Here is a 24,882-nt window from a genome sequence, read left to right as displayed (position 1 = left end):
CTTCTCAATCAGATCAAATTGGCCACAGAATTGCGCGTCATATTCAAATCACCGCTTTGGAAAACTGTTTTGTTTCTGACATTTGGCCGCCATCCCAACTGGGCAAGGCTCGACTTAGTGTGAATTGCTCATCCCAGATCGCACGAGGCCAGCCAGCGCGGCTGGCGCATCGCGTTGTGGGGTGGCTCTACAAATGGCGGGAACAGCGGGAAATTGGGAACACGCGGCCTAAATGCTTGGCCTGCCATCCAAAATTGTGTTCCCAGAAATCGCCATGCCTGTTCCCAGTCATTTTCCTTGGGAACAGCGCGAGGCTAGCGCCGCTCGCTGCCAGCCGCGCCTATGGCTGCAATTCATCCCGATAGTACAGCCGAAGGGTTGGCAGCGATATTCCGATCAGCTTGGCAACTTCCGCTGGCGTCATGCCCCCAAGGATTGCGCGCCGAACGATCTTGCGCCTTGCTGGAGTGGGAGAGTGGCGACGGCGGCCCTTAGGCGGTCTAGCCAGATTGCCCGGGAAATAGTGCCTTGCAACGGTGTTCACACAGACGCCCAAGGCCCGTGCGATGGTCGGCCAGGTCGCCCCAGCCGCCTTCAATTCGTTCGCAAGCAACATTTGCTCCGGCGTAGGAACGTGCGGCTTTCTGCCGACGCGCTGGCGGGAAGGCTCTGGCCGCGCCTCGAACAGATCGAATTGCGGCGGACGGCTGGGAGCTGGCATTACCAGCCGGCCCCGCCGTCGCTGTACGGATCGGCCCCATAGTCATAGTCATCCGCCCCCGGCGCGGCGGGATCATCCATCGGCCACGCCACCGGCCCGGCTGGGGCATCGGCGGGCGGAGCGGCGGCTTTGGCCAGGTCGCTTGCATCCCATTCCAGAATGGTCGCCCTCACGGTGTAGAACCGTGGGGTTTGGTCGCCGACACGTTGCTTGCGCTTGAGCCGACCGCCGTCGCCAGAGACAAGGAAGCCACGCTGTTGCAGAACCGCAGCCGCTTCTTTCGGATCGAAGCCAGTCAGGATTTCACCCCAGCCGCTATCATGGAACAGGTAGCAGGCCTTGCCCGGCTCAATGTCGTGCAGATAGCCCAGCGTGGATAGCGAACGGGCTTCCCCTTCCCGGTTGCTGGCCCCGCCGTCGCCATCGCCTGAATCGTCCCCATAGAACGATTGCACCTTGCCATGGGCGATACGCCCGAAGCGGGATTGACCGGCCTGTATGGCGTTGCGGACCCGCTCCAGAATCTGCCGGTGCTCCCGCAAGCCGGTGCGACCGAAACCAGCAACCCAGGCACCGAAGCAAGCCAGCGCCGCCGCCTCTGCCACTCCGGCGCGCCATGGCACGACGCTAAGCGCCGCCGCCATTTCCCCAGCAGCCGCGACGGCAGCGAAACGGGCGGCACCGCGATTGGCCTGCCCGCTGTCCCCGTCTTGCGAGGCCTTCGTCACGAACGCCTTGGCCAGCCGCTTCGCTTCGCACTCCCAATACGCGCGATCGGCAACAAGCCCGCGAACGAAGGCAGGTCCGGCGTGGCCATAATGGGCGGCGCAAGCCGATTTGATCACATCGGAAAAGACGGCTGGACCGGCCATGTTGTGCAGGGCTTCCCAAGCCCCGAAACCCGCTCCGGCATCGGCTGGCAAATCGAGCAAGCGCAATTCCTGCCCGGCCATTGTCCGTTCGCCTCGCTTGGCGGCGCGCATATGATCGGCAAGGCCGATTTCCCCGGTGCTGCACACCATGACCCGCCATTCGGCGCGGCGGCGCAAAGCCCCACTCTGTTGCGCCCGCGCCTTCCCCTGCCCGCTGGCGAGCGCATAGGCCGCGTTGCCCGCCTCTATCGGGTCCACCAGCGCCAGCTCATCCAGGATCAGGAGCGTTTCCGTATGACCATGCGCAACGCCCTCCAGCGCGTTCCCGGTGGCCCGCCAACTCGAAGCGAAGCCTAGCGGCCCGCCACCGCCCCATATGCTGCCAGCCGCCATGGCCAGCGACGTTTTCCCGGTGCTTGAGGCCCCGCGAAAATGAAAGCCGCCGCCCTCCATATCCAGACAGCGCATGATTGGTCCGACGAAGGCCAGGGATATGGCGAAAGTCAGCAGACTGTTACCCGGCGCAAGCGATGCTATGTCGCGTTTCCAGCCGTCCAGACTGCCCTTTTCCCTATAGTGCAGCGCAGAGGCCGCCCCATCAAAATGCACCGGCTCCGCGCCCGGCGGCGCAATCACCGTATGGGGCAGGACAAAGCGGCTGGCATCAACCCAGCCGGTCCTTTCCGCCAAGGTGAGACGAGCACTATGCGTCACTGCCCGAAGGAAGCGAATGAAGCGGTCGCTCTGGCCCGTCGCGGACAGGATCAACATTCCCGCGCCCGCCAGCTCGGCCCGCACCGCACCGGCATCGGACGCCAGCGCCGCCCGCTTGACCGTTCTGCGCTTTTGCACCCCGTCGCGGTCCCGAAACCGGATCAACAGGCCCCAATCGCCGCCGTCACCGTCGCGGGCCTCGCCCATGATGTCGAAGGGATCGGATAGCCGCACGGCCCGCGCGTCCGCACCGTCCTTGCCCGGCTCCAGCCAATAGAGGCCATCGGCATCGAGCGTGTAGCCAGGCGGAATTTCCAGCCGCCCGGCGCTGGCGGTCTCCAGCGTCGCACCAATCAGCCCCAGCAAGTCAGCTTGGGCAAAGCCCGGCGGGAATGGATCAGCGCAATCCCATGCGGCTGGCAACGTGGCGGGGAGCTGGACGATAGCCGCACCTTCCGCCCCAGCCGCCAGCGCAGCCTTTCGGACAGCTTGCGCGGCTTCGCGGCCCGGTGTGTCGGCATCGGGCAGGATGGCCACCCGGCGGCCTGCCAGCGCCGCCCAATCGGCTTTGCCGACTGCCTTTGAACCCCCGGACCATGACGCCACTGCGAAGCCCGGAAGCAGGCCAGCCGCCGCGTCCGCCGTCTTTTCCCCTTCGACAATCAGCACGGGCGCGGCAGGGGCCAGGGCGAGCCGGTCCAGCCCATAGAGCGGGCGAGGTACAGGCGGCGCACCCCAGCGCCAGCCCAGCCGCCCGGCTTCACGCCACAGGGTTTGCGGCAGGATTTCCTTGGACCCGTCCGGCTTGTCGAAACGGCAAACCCAATGGATCAGCCCGCCGCCAGCATCGCAGTAGCGCCAAGATGCAGAGGGCTTGCCGTGGTGATTGTGCGAGGCCCGCGCGTCCGGTGCATCGGCGGGCACCGGGCAAACCCATTCGCCCTTTTGCTTGGGCGCGCCCTTTCGTTTCGTTTCGGGCACGTCACCGTCTGGCACGTCGCCCCCAGCCGCAATGGCCTTGGAAACATTGGCGAAGGGATCATCCGGCTTGTCGTTCATGCCCACGGGGAAACCCCCATCGATTCCGCCAGCCGAATGGCGGCTTCGCGCTGGGGCAGGCCCGACACGAAAGCGGCAAGGCTCACCAGGTCGCCGCCGCCGTCACCCGTTGCGAAGTCTGCCCAGCGGCCTGTCGAGATATTGACCTTGAAGCTGCCCAGCCGCCTGTCAGGGCGCAGCGGGTTGCGAGCAACGTATTCATGGCCTTCCACCCGCCCTTCGGGCAGCAGACCCCGCACGACCGCACCAGCGCGGGCCAGCGCGGCACTGTTGACCCGTCCGAAATCGATCCTGCCAGACCGCACGGCCCCGCCATCGCCGATCATCGGTCGCCCTCCAGCAGCTTTTGCAGGGCATGGGCGGGGATCAGCGTCCGGTTGCCGATCTTGATGGCCTCCAGCCGCCCTTCGGCAATTAACTGATAGAGCCGCGTCCGGCCAAGCGACGTGACCCGGCTGGCCTCTTTGATCGAATAGGCGAGAGGCGCGCCCGATGGTGTGTCGTTCATTTCCCAACTCCCTTGTTCATGGGAGTTCGGATCAGTACGCACAGTTGCAGCGTCCGCTACAAGGGCGCGTGAACAATCCTAGGCGGCTGGGGGCATTCTTTCCTTACGGCGCAGCGCAATCGAGTTTTGCAGCGTCTTGCGGGCATGGGGGCAGGGGCCATCGCCAGCCGCCTCCAGTGCCAGGTCATAGGCCAAGGCCCATTGGGTAGAGGGCTTGTCGTCAACCACGACCGGAACCCCGCTGGACGCCAGAAAATCCCCCAGCCACAGGGCCAGCCGTGTCTTGGGAGACACGGTGCGGCCAGGGCTGGCGTTGCCGCCCAGATCGTCAAGCGCCGTCTCGGCATGGCCGATTAATTCGCCCAATTGCTCGAATATGTCGCTGGTAAAGCCCGCCGCCTTCCCAGCCTTGTACGGCACGGCGCTTACTCGCCCAATTGCCTCGCCAGAAACGTCCGCCATAGTTTCCTGCAATGCTTGGGCGGCCTTGAGAATACGCGAAATGTCGGCGCGAACGGTGCCAGGCGACGGAGCATCGCCCGCCGAAGGATCATTCCAAGTAGCCAGCCGCGCGCCAATTTTTGGCAGCACCAGGTGCGCCATGCGATAGTCGCAGATGGCTTTTTCCAGCCCATCGGGCGAGGCAGGCGCGCAGCCCTTTGCGAATGCCTGCCGGATTGCTGGTGATAGCAGCTCTGGCGCGTCATCATCGGCTTCAGCTTGTTCCTCCGCCGCCCGCTCCCGCAAATCAGCCGCGATGCTGCCCAAGAGCGAGCTTGCAGCCTCAAGCGCCTCGCCTGCCTGCGCCGCAGGCAACTGGCCCGGCATCCCCAGGCCATATTCACCCAGCGCCTTGGCTACGACACCGACAGCCAGCCGCACCGTCTCTGCCGGATCATCGGCATCCCAAGGCATCCGCCCGGCGTTGGGATCAGGCTGGAAATCGTCCGCCATCAACCCCGCTCACCGGCTGGAGGGGGCAGGGGGTAGCCACACGCGCGCGGATTTTCCTGCATCGGGATAGGCCATTTCTGTTCCCATGTTCCCAAAGCGGCCCGATGGCTTGGGAACATGCTGGCACTTCGCAAAGGCAAGGCTTTCTGCTTGTTTGACATAGCTTGTTCCCAAGTTCCCACTGTTCCCTTGCAAAACATAGCTTCCCGATAGCCGTCCGAGAAATAGGAAAATAATCCGCTGGAAGTCAGGCCTCTGCGCAGGATCGCAAACCCGGGCAGCGATAGCGCCCTGATTGGGCTGGCAAGGGCGTGGAGGTGAGGCCGCGCAACGTTTGGGCGGGCGAAGTCCCCGGCGGCCCGGCTGGCATCTCTCTGCCCGGCTGTCCGCGCCGTCTCTGCCAAGCCGTCCGAAAATGCGGAGAACAAGAAAAAAACCTGCCGATGGGAGGGACTGCGGTCCTACGCCAGGTGCGGCTCTGGACTTTTGCCCCCCCCCGTCTGCGCCGGGCGCGGCTGGCCAGCCGCATGGCGAAACTACCATGGAATGCCGCGCGCGTGTGGCTCCCCCATCCCCTCACCGCCGCGCGCCATCACCGCTTCGCGGCCTGTTCATTCCCCGTCCGATGGCCACGACCGCTTGCCGAAATCCCATATCGCTTCCCATGCGCGAAGGTGTTTCGGGTTGCCGGGATCGAACGGCGGCACATCGGCCCGCAGCTCCAGCGACAGCGCCTGTCGCTCCCTTTCTCGTTCCCCAGGGAACTTGAAGGGGAAGGCCACGGGCTGACTTTCGATCAGCTCTCGCTTTGCCTGCATGTGAGCGCGACGCTCCGCAACTCGCCCTGAATGTTGCTGGACTTGCCGCGCCGCAGCGGTCGGCAGAATGACCACGTTCGCCGGGCAAGCCCGCCGCAGCTCACGTATTGACGGGTTGCGCATGGCCTCCGGTCAAGACGCAAGGCGGCGCAGATCGCCCATGACTGCCGTCCACCAGGTCGCTGGCCAATCGTCGAAGTCCTCCCACCGCTCGCGGGCATATTCGATTTTCCAGATCGCGGCGGGCAGATCGGGCGCGGGCGTTGCAATCAGCACATCCTCCGCAGCGCAGCGCACTTCCGTAAGCCGTTCGGCTTCGGCCTCGATGCCATCCGGGATCGGCGGGCCGCCGCGCCCGGCAGACTCGTATCGTGGCAGCCAGACGGACCGATGGTGGCTGTTCTCCGTTTCGCGGGCGATTTCAAAAGCCACCTGCACAGCATCCCACTTGCTCATTTGCCTTTCCCCTTCGCACGATCGATCGGCACAACATCCGCGCCCTTGCGCAGCGTATCGAGATGGTCGCTCCACCATTGGGCCATTTCCACCCGCTCTTGCCAGTAAGCGCCCCGCGTGTAGGCGGCCCGCACCTTGTCGGCATCGCCATGGGCAAGCGCCCGCTCAATTGCATCCGGGTGCCACTTGCCGCTTTCGTTCAGCAGCGTTGCAGCCATCGCCCGGAACCCGTGCGCGGTCATTTCGTCGCTGGCGTAGCCAAGCCGCCGCAGCCCGGCGTTCAACGTGTTCTCGCTCATGGGGCGGGCACGGGTGCGGACAGACGGAAAGACATAGCCAGCCGGGCCGGTGAGGGCGTGAATCTCTCGCAGGATCGCCACAGCCTGCCGGGACAGAGGAACGCGGTGATCCTTCCGCATTTTGGTTTTCTCGGCTGGGATGGTCCACAGCGCGCCGTCCAGGTCTATTTCATCCCAGCGGGCATGGCGCAGCTCACCGGGGCGGGCAAAGACATGGGGAGCCAGTTGCAGCGCCAGCCGGGTAAGCCCAAGGCTTTCATAGCCGTCTATTGCGCGCAGCAGCTCGCCCACCTTCACCGGCTCAAGGATGGCCGCATAGTGCGTCACCTTGGGCGTTGCCAGCGCCCCGCGCAGATCGCGGGTAGGATCGGACGCCAGCCGCGCAGTCGCCACAGCATAGCGGAACACCGCGCCAGCCAGTTGCAGGCTACGCCGGGCACTTTCCAGCTTCCCCTTGCCTTCGATCCTGCGAACGGCAGTCAGCACGTCCGCCGGTTCAATCTCGCCAATGGGCAATTTGCCAATCGAGCCGCAAACCAGAGAAAGCAGATATTCGCTGCGAATGGCCGTGGAGGGTGCCCAGCCTTTGGAACCGTCGCGGCGGCGCTTCTCGCAATATTCGTCGCAGATTGCCGCGAACGTGTCTGCCGCCTGTACGCGAGCACGCACTTTGTCGCGTTGCTTTTCGCGCGACGGGTCTTTGCCAAGGGCAATCAGCTCCCGCGCTTCCTCCCGGCGACGGCGAGCCTCGCCAAGCCCGATTTCAGGATAGGCCCCGATGGCCAGCAACTTTTCGCGCCCATCGACGCGATACTTGAGCCGCCAGAGCTTACCCCCGGCTGGCGTAATCAGCAGGAACATGCCGCCGCCGTCCGCCAGCTTGATCGCTTTCGCGGCTGGCTTGGCATTTCGGATGGCTACATCGGTTAGAGCCACGGGATTGCCAGCCTTTCCGGGGCCTATACCCCCAATATACCCCCAAGCGTGGGGGTATCGACTTGGCCATTTCGCAAATGCCCCCCAATCATACCCCCACCGGATAGTGGCTGTATGCGGACGCAAGCGGATGCTATCGGCCTTACAGCCGCTAAATACCTTGGATTTTGGGGGTTTGTCTAGACGCCTATGAACATCGGCGGACAGGAAAATGGAGCGGGTGAAGGGAATCGAACCCTCGTATTCAGCTTGGGAAGCTGCTGCTCTACCATTGAGCTACACCCGCGGATCGGTCGTTTCGGGGCCGGGTGCGATCGCGTTGCCGGATCGCCCGGCGACCAGCGCCAGCGGGCGCGCTCTGCACCAAGCGCGGCGTCGGGTCAATCGCTCGCGGCGATGACGGCGAGCGGCGCCGGCGGGGGTCAGCCCGGCACCTCATTGCGATCGGGCGCCACCCATCCGCGGCGGGCAGTGACGGAAAACAGGCGCTCGCGGCTGTAGAAGCGCAAGGGCCAGTCGCGGTGGCCGGTGTCGCTGGCCAGCAGCGCGTTGACGCGATCGACCAGCGTCGTGTCCGCCGATCGTGCCACGAAGGCGCGCACGCCGCGAATGTACAGCTGGGTCAGCGTTTCGTGATAGCCTTGGGTGTCATCGTTCACCCCGCCCTTGGCGGCGTTGAACGCGCGGATGGTGTCGGGCAGATCGCGCTCGGGATCGAAATCCGGGCGTTCGGTGACCAGCCACAGGCACGCAGCGAGGTGCGCCTCGTGCGTCCAGTCATCCCTGGGCAGCGAGCGGTCGAGCAGGCCTTCGCCGACGCGCACGATAGCGGCATCGCTGGCAAACAGGCGCGGAGGCAGGTCCGGTGTGGCCTGATGGTCTGGCAAGGGAGTCTCCGGGCCCCGCTTTTGCGGGTACCCGGAGCGGCCGGTCCCCGCCTGCGCGGGGACGCGTTTCAGGCGTTTGAAATCAGGTGTTCAGGATCAGGCGGCGAACGCTTGCGCCGCGACCGGGGCGGCCTGGCGGACACCCTCATCGACGTGTTCGGCAAATTGCGCGAAATTGTCGACGAACTGGTGGACCAGCGTTTGCGCCGTCTTGTCGTATTCGTTGACATCGGCCCAGGCGCCGCGCGGATCGAGCAGCTTGCTGTCTACGCCCGGCACCGCGACCGGCACTTCGAAGCCGAAGTTGGGGTCCTTGCGGAATTCGGCGTCGTTGAGGCTGCCGTCGAGCGCGGCGTTGAGCAGCGCGCGCGTGGCCTTGATCGGCATGCGCTTGATCCCGTCCATCGTCGCCTTGCCGCCGGTCCAGCCGGTGTTGACCAGCCAGCACGACACCGCGCCCTTGGCGATGCGCTCCTTGAGCAGATTGCCGTAGACTGAGGGATGGCGCGGCATGAACGGCGCGCCGAAACAGGTGCTGAACGTGGCTTCGGGCTCGGTCACGCCGATCTCGGTGCCGGCAACGCGCGCGGTGTAACCCGAGAGGAAGTGGTACATCGCCTGGTCGGGGGTCAACCGCGCGATCGGCGGCAGCACGCCATAGGCATCGGCAGTGAGCATGATGATGTTCTTGGGCACCGGGCCCATGTTCTCGACGCTGGCATTGGGGATGAAGTCGATCGGGTACGAACCGCGGCTGTTCTCAGCCAGGCTGTTGTCGTCGAAATCGAGGGTGCGCGTTTCCGGATCGATCACCACGTTTTCCAGCACGGTGCCGAACCGCTTGGTCGTGGCGAAAATCTCGGGCTCCGCTTCGGGCGAAAGGCGGATCATCTTGGCGTAGCAGCCGCCTTCGAAGTTGAACACGGCGGTGTCCGACCAGCCATGTTCGTCATCGCCGATCAGCGTGCGGCTGGCGTCGGCCGACAACGTGGTCTTGCCCGTGCCCGAAAGCCCGAAGAACACCGCGGTATCGCCGTTGGCGCCGATGTTGGCCGAACAGTGCATCGGCATCACGCCCTTGACCGGCAGCAGGTAGTTGAGGATGCCGAACACGCTTTTCTTCATCTCGCCGGCATAGGCGGTGCCGCCGATCAGGATCAGCTTCTCGGTAAAATTGACCGCGATCACGGTCTCGCTGCGGCAGCCGTGGCGCGCCGGATCGGCGCGGAAGCTGGGCAGGTCGATGATCGTGTATTCGGGCACGAAGCTGGCCTGTTCGGCATCGGACGGGCGCACCAGCAGCGTGCGGATGAACAGGTTGTGCCACGCCAGTTCGTTGACGATGCGCACGTTGACGCGATATTCGGGCTGCGATCCGCCGAACAGGTCGGCGACATAGAGCGTGTCCTTCTCGCCCAGCGCCTTGATGAAATCGGCCTTCAACGCGGCGAAATGTTCGGGCGTCATGGCGACGTTGGTCTTGCCCCACCACACGGTGTTTTCGGTTTCGGCATCGCGGACGATGAACTTGTCCTTGGCCGAACGGCCGGTGTGCTTGCCGGTTTCGACCACCAGCGGGCCTTCGGCCGCGAGCAGGCCTTCGCCGTTGCGCACCGCATGTTCGACCAGCGGGGCGGTGCCGAGGTTGGCGAACAGCGTCGCCGGCTCCGGCAGGCCCTGGGCAGAAAGCGGCACGTGCAGGCTGGTCTCGGACACTGTTGATCTCCCGATCGGCTGCATCTGCTTGCCACGGGGCCAGGCCCGAAGGAGCAAACGTGCCGCGTATGAATACGAATGCGTGTTACCGCTTCGCGCATAGTCTAGGGTCCCGCTTGCGTCAAATGGCGCAACATCGCTATTTTTGAGCACTCCCGAAAATGGCGCACGTGCTGGGATACGGCAGTTGGAAGCGGGGTTCGACAGTGAGCGTTGCCAGTCCCGGTCGATCCGACTAACCCGCTGGTTCCCGCCGTAACCAGCTTGACTGATGCGCACCATGGCCGAAGCTCCAGAATCCCCACGGGCAGAGTCCCGACCGGATGCGCCGGCCTGGCCGGGCGGGGCCGCAGCGCAGGACCGGCTGGCGGTGATCGCGCTGGTCGACGACGATCGCAACATCCTCACCGCCGTCTCGATCGCGTTGCAGACCGAAGGTTTCGCCACGCGGGTGTACAGCGATGGCCACGCCGCGCTCAAGGCGCTGATCGAGAACCCGCCCGACGTCGCGGTGTGCGACATCAAGATGCCACGCATGGACGGTCTGGAAATGCTGCGCCTGCTGCGCGAGAAGAGCGACCTGCCGGTGATCCTCCTGACCAGCAAGGACGACGAGGCGGACGAGGCGCTGGGCCTGCTGATGGGGGCCGACGATTACATCGCCAAGCCGTTCAGCCAGCGGTTGCTGGTGGCGCGGATCCGCGCAATTCTGCGCCGCAGCGAGATCGTGCGGCGCGATATGGCCCGGCTGGAACAGGGGCAGGACCGCGACGAGGCGCTGCCCGAGCCGATCCGGCGCGGACGGCTGGTGATGGACCCCGCGCGCCACCAGGTCGAATGGGCGGGAACGCCGGTATCGCTGACGGTGACCGAGTTCCTGATCCTGGAGGCGCTGGCCGTGCGGCCCGGCGTGGTCAAGACGCGCAACCAGCTGATGGACGCGGCCTATCAGGACGACGTGTTCGTCGATGATCGCACCATCGACAGCCACATCAAGCGGCTGCGGCGCAAGTTCCGCAGCGTCGACAACGATTTCGGTGCGATCGAGACGCTGTATGGCGCCGGCTACAGCTACACCGGTGACTGAGCTGGCGCTGGGCCATCCGGGCAGGACGGGCCGCCCATCGTTCTGGACGCGCGGCGTTTCGCTGACCGCGCGCATCCTGGCGGTCAACGTGATCGCGCTGGCGCTGATGGCCGGCAGCTTTTTCTACCTCGATACGTATCGCAAGCAGTTGCTGGCCGAACGGTTCAAGCTGGCCCGCGCCGAAGTGGAGATCGCCGCCGATTCGCTGTCGGAAGCACCGATGGCGCAGCGCCGCGCGCTGGTGGCCCGGATCGGCAGCGAACAGAAGCTGCGGTTGCGGCTGTACGATGCGGCAGGCGCGCTGGAGATCGACAGCTTCGCCATCGCCGGGCCCTCGTTCGCGCTGGTCGATCCGCGAATGGAGCCGTGGTATCAGCATGCCGCCCGTCTGCTCGACCGGGGGGTGGATTTCATAGTCGGCGCGCCGGCCATCGCCGATTACCGCGAACCGCTGGACCGCGATGCCGCCGCCTGGCCCGAAATCGCGACCGCGCGCCGCACGAACGCGAGCACCGTGTTCTTGCGCTATGCTCCCGATCGCACCCCGGTGATCACCGCTGCCGCGCCCGTCGGCGCGCGCGGTGAAACGCTGATGACCACCCGCAATGCGCTGGATATCACGCAGGCCGTGCGCGATGCGCGCCAGACGCTGGTGATCATCATCGGGCTGGCGCTGCTCCTGTCGATCCAGCTGTCGCTGTTCCTGGCCCGCACGATCGTGCAGCCGTTGCGCGAACTGGTGCGCGCGGCGGTGCGCGTGCGGCTGGGGCGCGATCGCGAGGTGGTGGTGCCGCGCCTGCCTGAGCGTGGCGACGAGATCGGCCTGCTGGCGCGCGCCTTTTCCGACATGGCCAATGCCGTTCGCCTGCGCATCGACGCGGTCGAAAGCTTTGCGGCGGACGTGGCGCACGAACTCAAGAACCCGCTGGCCAGCCTGCGCAGCGCGCTCGAATCGCTGGAAAAGGTCGACGATCCCGATTTGCGGCGGCAGTTGTCCGCGATCGCGGCGCACGATGTGCAGCGGCTCGACCGGCTGATCACCGAGATCGCCGACGCCAGCCGCATCGATGCGCAGTTGAGCCGCGCCACGTTCGGCCAGGTCGATCTGGCGGCCATGGCGGAACTTGCCGTTGGTGCGCGCGGCGCGCGGGCGGGCACCGGTGGCTCGCTGCTGCGGCTGCGGCGCGGGCCGGGCGCGGCAGTGGTGATGGGCGACGCGGCCCGGCTCGAGCGCGTGCTTGAAAACCTGATCGACAACGCGGTGTCGTTCTCGCCGCCGGGTGGCGAGGTCGAAGTGCGCGTGGCGGGCGATGAGGATGGCGTGACCCTGTCGGTCAGCGACCACGGTCCCGGCATCCCCGCCAACGAGCGGCACAAGGTGTTCGAACGCTTCCATTCGGTGCGCCCTGATTCGGAGGAGTTCGGCGCGCACAGCGGCCTCGGCCTGGCCATCGCACGCACCATTGCCGAGGCGCACGACGGCACGCTGACCATCGCCGACCGGCCCGATGGCGCGTCGGGCGCGTGCCTGGTGCTCGAACTGCCGGCGGCGCGGCCATGACGGTCGCGCATCAGGCGACCTGTGTGGCAGTACGCGGGCGCGGTCTGCTGATCGAAGGACCGCCGGGTAGCGGCAAGTCGAGCCTAGCGCTGGCGTTGATCGATCGCGGCGCGGTGCTGGTGGGCGACGATGGCGTGCTGGTCGAAGCGCGCGACGGGCGGGCCTGGGCGGCTCCCCACCCGCTCATCGCCGGCAAGCTGGAGGTGCGCAACCTGGGCCTGATCGACCTGCCCGTGGCCGGGCCGATGCCGCTGGCGCTGGTCATCCGGCTGGATGACGGCGCCGAACGCTACATTGCAGAGGCGGATGCGGTGCTGATCGCGGGCTGCATGGTGCCGCTGATCCGGCTGTGGCCCGACACACCGATCCTGGCACTGCGCGCGGAACTGGCGCTCGACCGCTACGGGTTGGCGATCGGATAAGTTCGCACAGGACGCAATCGTCCGGCTTTGCGACCAATTGCTGTCTTCCCAACCCGCCGCACAAGGCGCAAAGCAACGGTGATGTCGCGCGAATCCGAGGAACCGTCGCAACGAATCCTGCTCGTGACCGGGCTGCTCGGCGCGGGCAAGACCACCGCGTTGCGCACGCTGGAGGACATGGGCTGGGAAGCGATCGACAATTTCCCGATCCGGCTGCTCGACCGCCTGCTCGAAACCAAGCCGGCCGGCGGGCGCGAAGACAGCGCACCGATGGCGATCGGCTTCGATACCCGCACGCGCGGCTTTGCCCCTGCGCTCATCATCGAGCGGATCAAGCAGCTGGGGGAGCGGACCGATCTGTCGGTGACCACGCTCTTCCTCGATTGTGCCGGCACCGAACTGGAGCGGCGCTACAACGAAACCCGCCATCGCCATCCGCTGAGCGAGGACAAGCACGCCGCCGTGGGCATCGCCGCCGAGCGCGAGCTGCTGGAGCCGTTGCGCCGCTGGGCCGACGTGGTGATCTCGACCACCCAGTTCACCAGCAACGACCTGTCGCAGCAAATTCGCGCCCAGTTTGCCGATTCGAGCCCCACGCCCACCACGGTCACGATCAGCAGCTTCGGCTTTTCGCGCGGGATGCCGCCGCTGTCGGACCTGGTGTTCGACATGCGCTTTCTGGAAAATCCGCACTGGGTGGAGGGCCTGCGCCCGCTGACCGGCAAAGATGCGGCGGTGGGCGAATACATCCGGCGCGATCCTGCCTTTTCCGAAGCGTTCGCGCGCATTCGGGACTTGCTGCTGCTGCTGATCCCGCGCTTCCAGGCGCAGGGCAAGGCTTACGTCAATATAGCGTTCGGGTGCACCGGCGGCCGCCATCGTTCGGTGTTCATGGCAGAGCAGATTGCTTCAGCCTTGCGCGATGCAGGATTTTCACCCACAATGCTGCACCGCAACCTGGCGTCGCGGCCAGCGGACCTTCTGGAGGGCGCGCAGCAGCGATGATCGCCGGTGACATGAATCTGAGACTTGCAAGACAATCCCGCCCGGCGGCTCCCCGGCTCGCCAAGCGTTCGTTCAGCTTGATGCTGGCACCTTGCGCGGCCGCACTTCGGAGCCTGACCCTTTCATGATCGGTTTGATTCTCGTCACCCACGGCGCGCTGGCAGAAGAATTCATCCACGCGATGGAGCATGTCGTTGGCCGCCAGACCGACGTGGTCGGGGTGTGCATCGGCCCCGACGACGATATGGAGCGGCGGCGCAAGGAAATTGCCGACGCGATCCGGCGGGTCGACAGCGGCAACGGCGTGATCATCCTGACCGACCTGTTCGGCGGCACGCCATCGAACCTGGCCATATCGCTGATGCAGGCCGGCCGGGTCGAGGTGATCGCGGGGATCAACCTGCCGATGCTGATCCGGCTGGCCAAGGCGCGCAACTGCATGGGCGTGCGCGAGGCGACCGGCGCGGCGCGCGACGCGGGGCGCAACTACATCACCATCGCGTCTGAATTTCTTGGCCAGGATGCTTGATCCGATGACGCAATCGCCCAGCCCGCTGCCCGCCACCGTGCTGCGCGAGACGATCACCATCGTCAACGCGCGCGGCCTCCACGCCCGTGCCAGCGCCAAGTTCGTCAATGCCGTGGCGCAGCTTCCCGAAGGCCTCGACATCAAGCTGGCCAAGGACGGCACCGAAGCCGCCGGTGGCTCGATTCTCGGGCTGATGATGCTCGGCGCGGCGCGGGGCGACACGGTCGACCTGATCGTCTGCGGTGAGGATGGCGAGGCGCAGGCCGCGCTGCTCAAGCTGTCCGGGCTGGTCAAGGATGGCTTCGGCGAAGACTGAGCCGGGGTTGCAGCAGGCCATGACGCGCCGCCAGATCACCGGTTTTTCCAATCCCACGGTCAAGTTCGTGCGATCGTTGCGCGACAAGAAGCATCGCCGCCAGGAACGCCGGTTCCTCGCCGAAGGGCTGCGGTTGCTGACCGATGCGCGCGAGGCGGGGCATGTGCCCGAACTGCTGCTGATGGCGCGGGGGCGCGAGTTTCATCCGCTGATCGAGCAGTTGGAACGCGACGTCGCGCGGGCGGGGGGCGAGGTGGTGGAAATGCCCGCCGACATTCTCGCCAAGATCACCGGCAAGGACAATCCGCAGGCCGTGGCGGGCGTGTACGAGGAATTCGACACCGGGCTGGCCCGGCTCGACCGCGCCAGCGCGCCGATCTGGCTGGTGGCGCAGGCACTGCGCGACCCGGGCAACCTTGGCACGATGTTGCGCACCGGCGATGCCGTCGGCGCGGGCGGGCTGATCCTGATCGACGATTGCGCCGATCCGTTCTCGGTCGAGGCGGTGCGCGCGAGCATGGGCGCGGTGTTTACCCAAGCCATCGCGCAGGCGCGGTGGGACGAATTCATCGTCTGGTTGCGCGCCGGCGAAGGGCAGCTGGTCGCCGCGTCATTGCGCGATGCCGTGCCCTATCGCGGGGCGCCATATGCCGGTCCATGCTTCGTGCTGGTCGGCAACGAATCGCGCGGGCTGCCCGAGGATTACGAGGCGCAATGCGATTTGCGCGTGACGATGCCGATGCGCGGCAGGGCCGACAGCCTCAACGCGGCAGTGGCCGGCGCGGTGCTGGCCTACGAGATTCTCGCCTCGCTGGAATAACCTCCGTTAATCGCGGGATCAGTCACGTCGTTCTATCGTTGCATGATGACGACGAGACTCGCCTTCCTGCTCCTGCCCGGACTTGCCCTGCTCGGTGCCTGCGCCAGCGGCGTGCCCAACGCGCTGGCGCTGTCGGGCACGCAATGGCGCGTGGTCAGCATCGACGGCGATGCACCGGCCGTGCCGGGCAAGGCCAAGGTCGAATTCCATGGTACGCGGATCGGTGCCAATGTCGGCTGCAACGGCATGGGCGGCGATTTCCGCGTGGATGGCAACCGCCTGATCGCCGGACCGCTGATGGCGACGCGGATGTTCTGCGATGGCCCGGTGTGGGGCCAGGAACAGGCGATCAACGCACTGCTCGCCGCCGCGCCGCAGATCGAACGCAGCGGTACGACGCTGCGCCTCGATTCGGGCGGACACACCGTGGAACTGCAGCAGGTCGGGTAACGTTAGTCGCCCGCGACGAACGCGGTGAGGCGCCAGTCGCCGTTCCTGCGTTCCGCGATCAGCCGGTAGGCGAGCAGGCTGCGCAAGCTGGCGCTGTCGACAAAGCCCTTCAGGTGACCGGCGCGCGTGCGCACCGCCGTGAACCGCGCGGTCTTGGAGAACGTGCCCGGTTCGATTGTGACCATCGCCCAGTCGAGCGGAGCAATCACCGGCGCGCTGGCCCCGGCGCGGGCGCGCAGCGGCACAGCTTTGCCCACCACCAGCATCGTTTCGGCGGCATCGGCATCGTCGGGCAGGTTCCAGAAATACCACGGCATCGCCACGATCCCGCCCTCGATCGCGCAGCCCAGCGGCATGATGCGGGCGAGTTCGGCCCATAGATCGGGCGATGGCGCGGCCAGCCGGCGCACGAATTCGTCGCTGCCGCTGCCCCCACCGTAATCGAGCTTGAGGTCGGGCGCGGCGAGCGCGGCCAGCGCCTTGGCATCGCGCGCGGACACGGCGGTTGCCAGCTTGCGGTGAAAATCGGGCCAGCCGGGCTGCGCGGAACACTCGTCGCCCGGGGCGTAGGCGGCCTCGGTCGCCACGGGCTGCGGCGTGGAGGAGGCGATGGGGCTGGGCAGGCTCGGCGATGGTTCAGGCGCCGCGCTGACCGATGCTGCCGCGTCATCGGCGGGGGACGACGTTGCGACTGAAATCGGCGATGCGGCCGTCCGCCGCTTTTCCGATGGGCTTGCGGACGTTGCGGACGTGTCAGCCGCGGGCGCGCGGTGGTGGTCGCGGCATCCGCCCAGCACAATCGCCAGTGCGAATCCCGTTGTCGCTGCCCATCGACCGGCGCCGTGCCCCATATCTACCCCGCCTGGCTGGAAACCCCATCGTTCGCTGCATCAACGGCGGCCAGCACCGGGGGTTCCGGCGCGAGATCTGCCGCCGGACCCTCGGTATAGCGCGGCTTCGACTCGACCAGCGGAATGTCCTCGATCTCGCGCTTGCCGATCTCGATGTGCTTGTCCTTGAGCCGCTTGCCCGCAGACAGCACGTTGCGCTCGAAACTGCCGACGAACTTGTTGTAGTTCGTCACCGCCGAATCGAGGCCCGCGCCGACGCGCTTCATATGCTCGGCGGCCACGGCCAGCCGATCGTACAGTTCGCCGCCCATCCGCCCGATCTCGCGCGCTTCGGTGGCAAGGCCATCCTGCCGCCAGACTTGTGCCACGGTGCGCGCGATGGCGACCAGATTGGTCGGGCTGGCGAGCAGCACGCGCCGCTCGAACGCATAGTTCCACAGCGTCGGGTCGTGCTCCAGCGCGGCGGCGATGAAATGCTCGCCCGGTACGAACATCAGCACGTAATCTGGCGCCTCCTCGAACTGGCTCTGATAGCTTTTGGTCGCCAGCGTCTGGATATGGTTGCGCATCGAGGCAGCGTGCGCATCGAGATGTACCTTGCGGGATGCATCGTCCTGCGCCTCGTACGCTTCCTGATAGGCGTTGAGCGAGACTTTGGCATCGATCACCAGCAGCTTGTTGCCCGGCACCCGCACGATCGCATCGGGGCGCAGGCGGCCTTCGTCGGTGTCGATCGAGTGTTCGGTGACGAAATCGGTGTGTTCGGCCAGCCCGCACTGTTCCAGCACATTGCGCAACTGCTGTTCGCCCCAGCGACCGCGCGCCTTGGGCGCGTTGCGCAAGCTGTTGCCCAGCCGCGCGGCTTCGGCGCGAATCTGTTCCTGGCCCACGCGCATGCCCTCGATCAGGCCGGAGAGGTTGCCGAACGCGTCGACGCGTTCCTTCTCCAGCTTGGTGACTTGCGCTTCATAGCTCGCCAGCCGTTGGCCCACCGGCGCCAGCAGCGTGCTGATCCGCTCCGCGTTGGTCTTCTCGCTTTCGGTGAAGCGGTCCTGCGCGCGCTTGAGGAAGGCTTCCTGCGCACCTTCGAGCACTTTGGCGCCCGCCGATTCGAATTCCTTCTTCAGCGCCTCACGCGCTTCGAACAGCAGCCGCTCGCGGTCGGCGAAGTTGGCGGCGTCGGCCTTGAGCGCGGCGTTCTGCGCCGACAGCAAGCTATGTTCGCGACGGATCGCCTCGACTGTGGCGGCATGTTCGCGGGAGGTCGCGTCAAGCCGCTGGCCATGCTCGGCGCGCAAGGCATCGATCCGCAAGCCATGGTCGCCGCGGGCCTGCTCCAGTTCACCCGCCAGCGCATCGGCCCGATTGGCGCGTTCGCTGGCCCCCGCCAGTTCGGTGATCGCACGGTGGAACTTGTCGTCCAGATCGCGCGCCTCGCCATCGCGCGCGGCGTGACGCGCGCGCCATTCGGCGACCGGGCGCGAGCCGAAGAACCAGCCGAGCGCGGCCCCGGCGGCGAGGCCGAGCAACAGGACGAAAACGGTGACGAGTTGCGGATTCACGGCGCCTGCCCTTCTGGAACGAAGCGCGAACTTAACCCGGCCCTATCCCGGTATCAAGCCGCCTTGCGCAGCTTTTCCAGCTTCTTGAGCACCATGTTGCGTTTCAGCCGCGACAGGTGGTCGATGAACAGCACGCCTTCGAGGTGGTCCATCTCGTGCTGCAGGCAGGTGGCCATCAGCCCGTCCATCGCCTCTTCGTGGACCGTGCCGTCCAGATCCTGCCAGCGTGCGCGGATCGCGGCGGGGCGTTCGACATCGGCGTAGATCTCGGGGACCGAGAGGCAGCCTTCGCTGTACACGCTGTGCTCGTCCGACGGATCGAGGATTTCCGGGTTGATGAACACGCGCGGGTTGCGCCCGGTCTCGTCGGCGGGCGGGCCGCCTTCGTTGGCCTCGGCATCCTCGGCCACTTCGTCCGCGCTTTCGTTCGCGTCCTGCAGGTCGATCACCAGCACGCGCAGCGGCACGCCGATCTGTACCGCGGCGAGGCCGATGCCCGGCGCATCGTACATCGTCTCGAACATGTCGGCGACCAGCGCGCGCAGTTCGTCGTCGAAAGCTTCGACGGGCGTCGACACCACCTTGAGGCGAGGATCGGGAACTTCGAGAATTTCGCGGATAGCCATCTTCTAGCAGGTATGGATGGGGGTTTCTTTGGTCAAGTAGCTTGCCGATGATTTAAAATCATGAGATCAAATGTGGAACGGTAGGAGTTCAAAATGGCAATCTACGATATTGGGGCGGTGACAGCGACTTGTGGGAATTGCGGATCGGCGGAAATGTCATGGGACGAGGCCCTTGGCGATTCTTCTGAAGTGCATTGTGCCAAATGCAATGCACTTCAAGGTACAGTCGGCGGGTTCAGAGCAGTGGCTGAAGCAACTGTAAGGTCTTCGGTTCCTGAGATTGCCGATGCGCTCAGGAATGCCTTGAGGCTCTAGCAGTACTCTAAGAACTCACCCTACCGGCCGCCGCGCCCTCAGCGCCTGCGCCAGCGTGCCTTCGTCGAGGTAGTCCAGCTCACCGCCCACGGGCAGGCCGTGCGCCAGCTGGGTCAGCCGCACCGGCAGGCCCTCCAGCCGCTCGGCGATGTAGTGCGCGGTGGTCTGGCCTTCCAGCGTGGCGTTCATCGCCAGCACCACTTCATCGATCCCGCCGGCCGACACACGCGCGATCAGCGGGGCGATGGCAAGGTCTTCAGGCCGAACGCCCTCCAGCGCCGACAGCTTGCCGCCCAGCACATGATAGCGCCCGGTGAACAGCCGCGCGCGATCGAGCGCCCACAAGTCTGCCACTTCCTCGACCACGCAGATCGATCGCGCGTCGCGGCGGGGATCGGCGCAGATGCCGCAGGGGTTGGTGGTATCGACGTTGCCGCACGTGGCGCATTCGACCAGCCCTTCGCGCACCGCGCCCAGCGCCTCGATCAGCTGGACCAGCGAAGTCTCGCGCCGCTTGATCAGCCACAGCACCGCGCGCCGCGCCGAACGCGGGCCCAGTCCGGGAAGGCGGGCCAGTGCCGCACTCAGCGCCTCGATCTCTTGCGATGCCATCGCGGCACAGATAGGGACTGCGGCCCGCATTAGGAAGCCGTCACGACCATGCGCATAGTCTTCATGGGCACGCCCGAGTTCGCGGTGCCGACGCTTAACGCGCTGGCCGATGCCGGGCACGAGATCGTCGCCGCCTACAGCCAGCCGCCGCGACCGGCGGGGCGGGGCAAGAAACTGCAGGCGTCGCCGGTGCAATTGGCGGCCGAGGCGCGGGGGATTCCCGTGCGCCACCCGGAAAGCCTGAAGGGCAAGGACGAGAAGGCGGCATTCGCGGCGCTCGACGCCGATGTCGCGGTGGTCGCGGCCTATGGCCTGATCCTGCCCCGTGCGGTGCTGGCCGCGCCGAAGCTGGGGTGCCTCAACGTCCACGGCTCGCTGCTGCCGCGCTGGCGCGGTGCGGCGCCGGTGCAGCGCGCGATTGTGGCGGGCGACGCGGCGACCGGGGTGACGATCATGCAGATGGAGCGCGGTCTGGACACCGGGCCGATGCTGCTCAAGGGCGAGGTGGCGGTCGATGGCAAGACGGCGGGCGAACTGACCGACGAAATCGCGACGCTGGGCGCGCGGCTGATGGTGCAGGTGCTGGGCGACATGGCGCGCTATCCGGCGGTTGTGCAGCCGGAGGAGGGCGTGACGTACGCGCACAAGATCGACAAGGCCGAAGCGCGGCTGGATTTCGCGCAGGCGGCGGTGGAGGTCGAACGGCAAGTGCGCGCATTCGCACCGTCGCCGGGCGCGTTCTTCGAGCTGGCGGGCGAGCGGTATCGCGTGCTGGCGGCAGAGGTTGCAGAGAACCCGATTCCCCGCGCAGGCGGGGATCTCGAGCCCACAGGACCCAACGCCGACCCGGCACGAGGTCCCCGCCTGCGCGGGGACGCTGGCACGACCATCGACTCCGCCCTGACCATCGCCTGCGGCACCGCTGCGATCCGCCCCATGATCGTCCAGCGCGCGGGGCGCCCGGCCATGTCCACGGCGGACTTGCTGCGCGGGCGCGCGATCCCCGCCGGGACGCGGCTGGGCTGATGCCGCGCTTTGCGCTCACGCTGGAGTTCGACGGCGGCCCGTTCATGGGGCTGCAGCGGCAGGCGCACGGGCCTTCGGTGCAGCAGGCGGTCGAAGATGCGGCGTTTGCCGTCACCGGGCAGGCGGTGACGCTGCACGCCGCCGGGCGCACCGATGCCGGGGTTCATGCGCTGGCGATGCGCGCGCATTTCGATCTCGACCGCGACATCGCGGCGTTCCGGCTGATGGAGGCGCTCAACGCGCGGCTGCGGCCCGCGCCGGTGGCGGTGCTCGATTGCCGGATCGTCGCGGACGACTGGCACGCGCGCTTTTCGTGCATCGGACGGGCTTACGAATACCGCATCGCCAACCGCCGTGCGCCGCTGACGCTGGAACGCGGCAAGGCATGGCGGATCAATCGCCCGCTCGATGCGTTGGCGATGGACGATGCCGCCGGGGTGCTGGTGGGCAGCCACGATTTTACCACGTTCCGGTCGGTCCATTGCCAGTCCGCCAGCCCGGTCAAGACGCTCGACCGGCTGGCGGTGCGGCGCGAAGGAGCGCATGTGATCATCGCGGCGGCGGCGCGCAGTTTCCTGCACCACCAGGTGCGCTCGATGGTTGGGTGCCTGGCGCTGGTGGGTGAGGGCAAGTGGTTGCGCGCCGATCTGGCCGCAGCGCTCGCCGCGCGCGATCGCGCCGCATTGGGGCACAACGCGCCGCCCGAAGGCCTGTATTTCGTGAACGCAATCTATCCGGGAGAATGACGATGGCTGATACAACAGGGCTCCAGTTGCTGTCTAAGCTCGACGCCGATGGCCGCCTTACGGTGAGCCTTGCCGAACAGGTGCTGCCTGCGCCCACGAGGCATGAAGTGCTGCTGCGAGTGGACGCTGCGCCGATCAATCCGTCCGACCTGGGGCTGCTGTTCGGTCCGGCCGACATCGACAATGCCGAATTCGCCGATGGCACGATCGTCGCGCGGATGCCCGACCCGGCAGTGCGCGCGATGGCCGCGCGGCACGGTGAGGCGATGCCGGTGGGCAACGAGGGCGCGGGCACGGTGATCGCGGCGGGCGATGCTCCGGAGGCGCAGGCGCTGCTGGGCAAGCTGGTCGCCTGCGTGCCTGGCGGGATGTATGCGCAATACCGCATTGTCGATGCGCGCGCGTGCATGGAACTGCCCGAGGGCATAACCGCCGAACAGGGCGCGGCGGCTTACGTCAACCCGCTGACCGCGCTCGGTTTCGTCGAGACGATGCGCCGCGAAGGCCACACCGCGCTGGTCCACACCGCCGCCGCTTCCAACCTAGGCCAGATGCTGGTGAAGATCTGCAAGGAAGACAACGTCGGGCTGGTCAACGTCGTGCGCAACCCGGCGCAAGTCGCGATCCTGCGCGGCATCGGCGCCGAACACGTGGTCGACACGTCGAGCGATAGCTTCCTCGCCGATCTCGCCGTCGCGCTCGAGGCGACCGGCGCGACGATGGCGTTCGATGCGATCGGCGGCGGCAAGCTGGTCAGCCAGATCCTCACCGCGATGGAACAGGTCGCCAACGAGGGCGCCGCCTACAGCCGCTATGGCTCGAACAGCGCCAAGAAGGCGTTCATCTATGGCGCGCTTGATCTGTCGCCCACGGTGCTGACGCGCAACTTCGGCTTTACGTGGGACGTGGCGGGCTGGCTGCTGACGCCGTTCATGGTCAAGATCGGCGAACACGGGGTCGAACGCCTGCGCCAGCGCGTGCGCGACGGGCTGACCACCACCTTCGCCAGCCATTACAAGGCGCGGGTGTCGCTGGAACAGGTGCTGACGCGTGAGGCGGCGGTGGACTACAACGCGCGGCGCACGGGCGAGAAGTATTTGATCGTGCCGAACGGGTAAGGTGACGCCATCCCGGTTGCGGCGTCGTCCCGGTAATCCGTCGTCCCGGACTTGATCCGGGACGACGTTATGCCGCCAACTCAGCCGGCTCAGCCCTTGCCGATGACACTCTCAGGCAAGTCGGTGCCGAATACGCGCTGGTAGTATTCGGCGACCAGCACGCGTTCCGCTTCGTCGCACTTGTTGAGGAACGACAGGCGGAAGGCGAAGCCGACGTTGTTGAAGATCGCGGCGTTCTGCGCCCAGGTGATCACCGTGCGCGGGCTCATCACCGTGGAAATGTCGCCGTTGATGAAGCCCTGGCGGGTGAGGTCGGCCACGCGCACCATGTCGGCCACGGTCTTTTCGGGCGTGCCCTGCGCCTTGGCCAGCACGATCTGCGCCTCGACTGCGGCGGGCAGGTAGTTGAGGCCCACCACGATGTTCCAGCGGTCCATCTGGCCTTGGTTGATCGCCTGCGTGCCGTGATACAGCCCGCTGGTATCGCCCAGGCCCACGGTGTTGGCGGTGGCGAACAGGCGGAACCACGGGTTGGGGCGGATCACGCGGTTCTGGTCGAGCAGCGTCAGCTTGCCTTCGGTTTCCAGCACGCGCTGGATCACGAACATCACGTCGGGGCGGCCCGCGTCGTATTCGTCGAACACCAGCGCGGTCGGCGTCTGCAGCGCCCACGGCAGCAGGCCTTCGCGGAATTCGGTAACCTGCAACCCGTCGCGCAGCACGATCGCGTCGCGCCCGATCAGGTCGATGCGGCTGATGTGCGCATCGAGGTTGATGCGGATGCACGGCCAGTTGAGCCGCGCGGCGATCTGTTCGATATGCGTGGACTTGCCGGTGCCGTGGTAGCCCTGCACCATCACGCGGCGGTTGAACGCGAAGCCCGCGCAGATCGCCAGCGTGGTGTCGGCGTCGAACACGTAGCTGTCGTCGCGATCGGGCACGCGTTCGTCCGCTTCGGAAAACGCCGGGACTTTCATGTCCACGTCGATGCCAAAGATTTCGCGCACGTCGAGCGACCGATCGGGCGCATCGAGAATGGTGGTGGCGCGGCTGTCGGGCTGTATGTTGGGAATATCGCTCATCGCCTGTCGCCTATACGCGCGCGCGATGCGCTGCAATAAGCTTTGGGATCAGATTTCGAATCGAAACGGGAGAGAACCATGAAGATTTTCGGGTTTCCGCTGTCGCCGTTCGTGCGCAAGGTGCACGTGGTCGCGGCTGAAAAGGGCATCGCGGTGGAAACGGTGTTGGCCAACCCGATGGCGCCGGAGCCCGAATTCCTCGCCGCCAGCCCGTTCCGCAAGATCCCCGCGCTGCAGGACGGCGATTTCACGCTGGCCGATTCGACTGCGATCGCCACCTACCTGGATGCGCTGCAACCCGATCCGCCGCTGCTGCCCGCCGCGGCAAAGGCGCGCGCCACGGCGATCTGGTTCGAGGAAGTGGCTGATACGATTCTGACGCCCGCCGGCGGGCCAATCGTGTTCAACCGGCTGGTCGGGCCGAAGTTTCTCGGTCTGCCGGGCGATGAGGACGCGGCCAGGGCAGGCGAAGTCGCGCTCGCGCCGATCCTCGATTATATCGAAACCGCAGCCCCGGCGCAGGGCTGGCTGGCGGGCGACCAGTTCAGCATCGGCGACATCGCGATCGCCTCGGTCTTTGCGACGCTGCGCTATGTCGGGGTTGGCCCCGATGCAGTGCGGCACCCCAACACGGCGGCATGGTTTGCGCGGGTCGAGGCGCGGCCGGCGTGGCAGGCGGTGCTCGGCCGCGAAGCCGCGATTTTCAAGGAACGCGTGTCGGCGTGATACCGGTCGGCTGATCCGCTGGCGCAACGTGCGATCGGCCTGATCCGCTCATCCTGAGGAGCCGTTGAGCCTGTCGAAACGGCGTCTC

General features: G+C 66.4%; 26 protein-coding genes and 1 tRNA gene. 12 read left to right on the top strand and 15 right to left on the bottom strand.

Annotated elements, in window-relative coordinates:
* Nucleotides 1-720 precede the first annotated feature (720 nt).
* The 10 genes from NL2_RS16890 to NL2_RS16845 form a co-directional block, all read right to left on the bottom strand.
* Nucleotides 721-3,366 carry a DUF927 domain-containing protein gene (locus tag NL2_RS16890; RefSeq protein WP_068076920.1) on the bottom strand — a complete coding sequence of 882 codons (2,646 nt, stop codon included), beginning with the start codon at nucleotides 3,364-3,366 and terminating at the stop codon, nucleotides 721-723.
* Nucleotides 3,363-3,692 carry a hypothetical protein gene (locus NL2_RS16885; RefSeq protein ID WP_068076918.1) on the bottom strand — a complete coding sequence of 110 codons (330 nt, stop codon included), beginning with the start codon at nucleotides 3,690-3,692 and terminating at the stop codon, nucleotides 3,363-3,365. The genes NL2_RS16890 and NL2_RS16885 overlap by 4 nt, the downstream gene beginning before the upstream one ends.
* Nucleotides 3,689-3,874, bottom strand: a complete 186-nt coding sequence (locus tag NL2_RS16880; RefSeq protein WP_068076916.1) for a helix-turn-helix domain-containing protein — start codon at nucleotides 3,872-3,874, stop codon at nucleotides 3,689-3,691. Before NL2_RS16880 ends, NL2_RS16885 begins: the two co-directional genes overlap by 4 nt.
* A gap of 78 nt (nucleotides 3,875-3,952) precedes the next feature.
* On the bottom strand, nucleotides 3,953-4,828 hold the full coding sequence (locus NL2_RS16875) for a hypothetical protein (RefSeq protein WP_157083220.1): 876 nt from the start codon (nucleotides 4,826-4,828) through the stop codon (nucleotides 3,953-3,955).
* Between the two features lie 611 nt (nucleotides 4,829-5,439).
* Complete coding sequence (locus tag NL2_RS16870; RefSeq protein ID WP_068076911.1) at nucleotides 5,440-5,646, bottom strand: hypothetical protein; 207 nt, start codon at nucleotides 5,644-5,646, stop codon at nucleotides 5,440-5,442.
* 132 nt (nucleotides 5,647-5,778) lie between these two features.
* The gene (locus NL2_RS16865; RefSeq protein WP_068076908.1) at nucleotides 5,779-6,102 is read right to left on the bottom strand and encodes a hypothetical protein; all 324 of its coding nucleotides are present in this window, start codon (nucleotides 6,100-6,102) and stop codon (nucleotides 5,779-5,781) included.
* Nucleotides 6,099-7,337: a tyrosine-type recombinase/integrase gene (locus NL2_RS16860; RefSeq protein WP_068076907.1), complete on the bottom strand. Its 1,239-nt coding sequence runs from the start codon at nucleotides 7,335-7,337 to the stop codon at nucleotides 6,099-6,101. The genes NL2_RS16865 and NL2_RS16860 overlap by 4 nt, the downstream gene beginning before the upstream one ends.
* Nucleotides 7,338-7,549: 212 nt before the next feature.
* Nucleotides 7,550-7,623: transfer RNA gene (locus tag NL2_RS16855), tRNA-Gly, on the bottom strand.
* Nucleotides 7,624-7,759: 136 nt separating this feature from the next.
* Nucleotides 7,760-8,224, bottom strand: a complete 465-nt coding sequence (locus tag NL2_RS16850) for a hypothetical protein (RefSeq protein ID WP_068076905.1) — start codon at nucleotides 8,222-8,224, stop codon at nucleotides 7,760-7,762.
* Between the two features lie 96 nt (nucleotides 8,225-8,320).
* Nucleotides 8,321-9,940, bottom strand: a complete 1,620-nt coding sequence (locus NL2_RS16845; protein ID WP_245647733.1) for a phosphoenolpyruvate carboxykinase — start codon at nucleotides 9,938-9,940, stop codon at nucleotides 8,321-8,323.
* A gap of 280 nt (nucleotides 9,941-10,220) precedes the next feature.
* Between NL2_RS16845 and NL2_RS16840 the strand changes: the two genes are divergently transcribed.
* From NL2_RS16840 to NL2_RS16805, 8 genes are all read left to right on the top strand, one after another.
* The gene (locus tag NL2_RS16840; RefSeq protein ID WP_084356173.1) at nucleotides 10,221-11,027 is read left to right on the top strand and encodes a response regulator transcription factor; all 807 of its coding nucleotides are present in this window, start codon (nucleotides 10,221-10,223) and stop codon (nucleotides 11,025-11,027) included.
* On the top strand, nucleotides 10,996-12,588 hold the full coding sequence (locus NL2_RS16835) for a sensor histidine kinase (RefSeq protein WP_084356165.1): 1,593 nt from the start codon (nucleotides 10,996-10,998) through the stop codon (nucleotides 12,586-12,588). The genes NL2_RS16840 and NL2_RS16835 overlap by 32 nt, the downstream gene beginning before the upstream one ends.
* Nucleotides 12,585-13,010: an HPr kinase/phosphorylase gene (locus NL2_RS16830; RefSeq protein WP_068076901.1), complete on the top strand. Its 426-nt coding sequence runs from the start codon at nucleotides 12,585-12,587 to the stop codon at nucleotides 13,008-13,010. Before NL2_RS16835 ends, NL2_RS16830 begins: the two co-directional genes overlap by 4 nt.
* Nucleotides 13,011-13,091: 81 nt before the next feature.
* On the top strand, nucleotides 13,092-14,015 hold the full coding sequence (gene rapZ / locus NL2_RS16825; protein ID WP_068076899.1) for an RNase adapter RapZ: 924 nt from the start codon (nucleotides 13,092-13,094) through the stop codon (nucleotides 14,013-14,015).
* Between the two features lie 124 nt (nucleotides 14,016-14,139).
* Nucleotides 14,140-14,544 (top strand): PTS sugar transporter subunit IIA, encoded by a 405-nt coding sequence (locus NL2_RS16820; RefSeq protein WP_068076897.1) that lies wholly within the window; start codon nucleotides 14,140-14,142, stop codon nucleotides 14,542-14,544.
* A 4-nt stretch (nucleotides 14,545-14,548) separates the two neighbouring features.
* Nucleotides 14,549-14,860 carry an HPr family phosphocarrier protein gene (locus NL2_RS16815; RefSeq protein ID WP_068077012.1) on the top strand — a complete coding sequence of 104 codons (312 nt, stop codon included), beginning with the start codon at nucleotides 14,549-14,551 and terminating at the stop codon, nucleotides 14,858-14,860.
* A 19-nt stretch (nucleotides 14,861-14,879) separates the two neighbouring features.
* A complete protein-coding gene (locus NL2_RS16810; protein WP_068076895.1) occupies nucleotides 14,880-15,680 on the top strand; it encodes a TrmH family RNA methyltransferase in 801 nt (266 codons plus the stop codon).
* A gap of 45 nt (nucleotides 15,681-15,725) precedes the next feature.
* Entirely contained in the window at nucleotides 15,726-16,130 is a 405-nt protein-coding gene (locus NL2_RS16805; RefSeq protein ID WP_169799535.1) for an META domain-containing protein, read from the top strand.
* Between the two features lie 2 nt (nucleotides 16,131-16,132).
* Here NL2_RS16805 and NL2_RS16800 read toward each other — a convergent pair whose 3' ends face one another.
* The 4 genes from NL2_RS16800 to recR all read right to left on the bottom strand — a co-directional run bounded on the left by NL2_RS16800 (nucleotide 16,133) and on the right by recR (nucleotide 20,096).
* Complete coding sequence (locus NL2_RS16800) at nucleotides 16,133-16,717, bottom strand: hypothetical protein (protein WP_157083219.1); 585 nt, start codon at nucleotides 16,715-16,717, stop codon at nucleotides 16,133-16,135.
* A gap of 266 nt (nucleotides 16,718-16,983) precedes the next feature.
* Nucleotides 16,984-18,543: a DNA recombination protein RmuC gene (locus NL2_RS16795; protein ID WP_068076884.1), complete on the bottom strand. Its 1,560-nt coding sequence runs from the start codon at nucleotides 18,541-18,543 to the stop codon at nucleotides 16,984-16,986.
* A gap of 53 nt (nucleotides 18,544-18,596) precedes the next feature.
* On the bottom strand, nucleotides 18,597-19,169 hold the full coding sequence (def, locus tag NL2_RS16790) for a peptide deformylase (protein ID WP_068076882.1): 573 nt from the start codon (nucleotides 19,167-19,169) through the stop codon (nucleotides 18,597-18,599).
* 330 nt (nucleotides 19,170-19,499) lie between these two features.
* On the bottom strand, nucleotides 19,500-20,096 hold the full coding sequence (gene recR / locus NL2_RS16785) for a recombination mediator RecR (protein WP_068076880.1): 597 nt from the start codon (nucleotides 20,094-20,096) through the stop codon (nucleotides 19,500-19,502).
* A 48-nt stretch (nucleotides 20,097-20,144) separates the two neighbouring features.
* Here recR and fmt point away from each other — a divergent pair, with 48 nt between their 5' ends.
* The 3 genes from fmt to NL2_RS16770 are packed head-to-tail and all read left to right on the top strand — an operon-like array spanning nucleotide 20,145 to nucleotide 22,986.
* Entirely contained in the window at nucleotides 20,145-21,122 is a 978-nt protein-coding gene (fmt, locus tag NL2_RS16780) for a methionyl-tRNA formyltransferase (RefSeq protein WP_068076878.1), read from the top strand.
* Nucleotides 21,122-21,868, top strand: coding sequence for a tRNA pseudouridine(38-40) synthase TruA (gene truA, locus NL2_RS16775; protein WP_068076876.1), 747 nt, complete (start codon nucleotides 21,122-21,124; stop codon nucleotides 21,866-21,868). The genes fmt and truA overlap by 1 nt, the downstream gene beginning before the upstream one ends.
* A 2-nt stretch (nucleotides 21,869-21,870) precedes the next feature.
* Entirely contained in the window at nucleotides 21,871-22,986 is a 1,116-nt protein-coding gene (locus NL2_RS16770) for a zinc-binding dehydrogenase (protein ID WP_068077008.1), read from the top strand.
* An 89-nt stretch (nucleotides 22,987-23,075) separates the two neighbouring features.
* Here the strand turns inward: NL2_RS16770 and cobS are convergent, their stop codons facing one another.
* Nucleotides 23,076-24,068, bottom strand: a complete 993-nt coding sequence (gene cobS / locus NL2_RS16765; RefSeq protein ID WP_068076874.1) for a cobaltochelatase subunit CobS — start codon at nucleotides 24,066-24,068, stop codon at nucleotides 23,076-23,078.
* A 78-nt stretch (nucleotides 24,069-24,146) separates the two neighbouring features.
* Here cobS and NL2_RS16760 point away from each other — a divergent pair, with 78 nt between their 5' ends.
* On the top strand, nucleotides 24,147-24,794 hold the full coding sequence (locus NL2_RS16760) for a glutathione S-transferase family protein (protein ID WP_068076872.1): 648 nt from the start codon (nucleotides 24,147-24,149) through the stop codon (nucleotides 24,792-24,794).
* Nucleotides 24,795-24,882 lie beyond the last annotated feature (88 nt).

The sequence above is a fragment of the Novosphingobium lentum NBRC 107847 genome (genome assembly GCF_001590965.1).
Lineage (GTDB): Bacteria > Pseudomonadota > Alphaproteobacteria > Sphingomonadales > Sphingomonadaceae > Novosphingobium > Novosphingobium lentum.
This window is presented reverse-complemented; position numbering and strand designations above follow the sequence as displayed.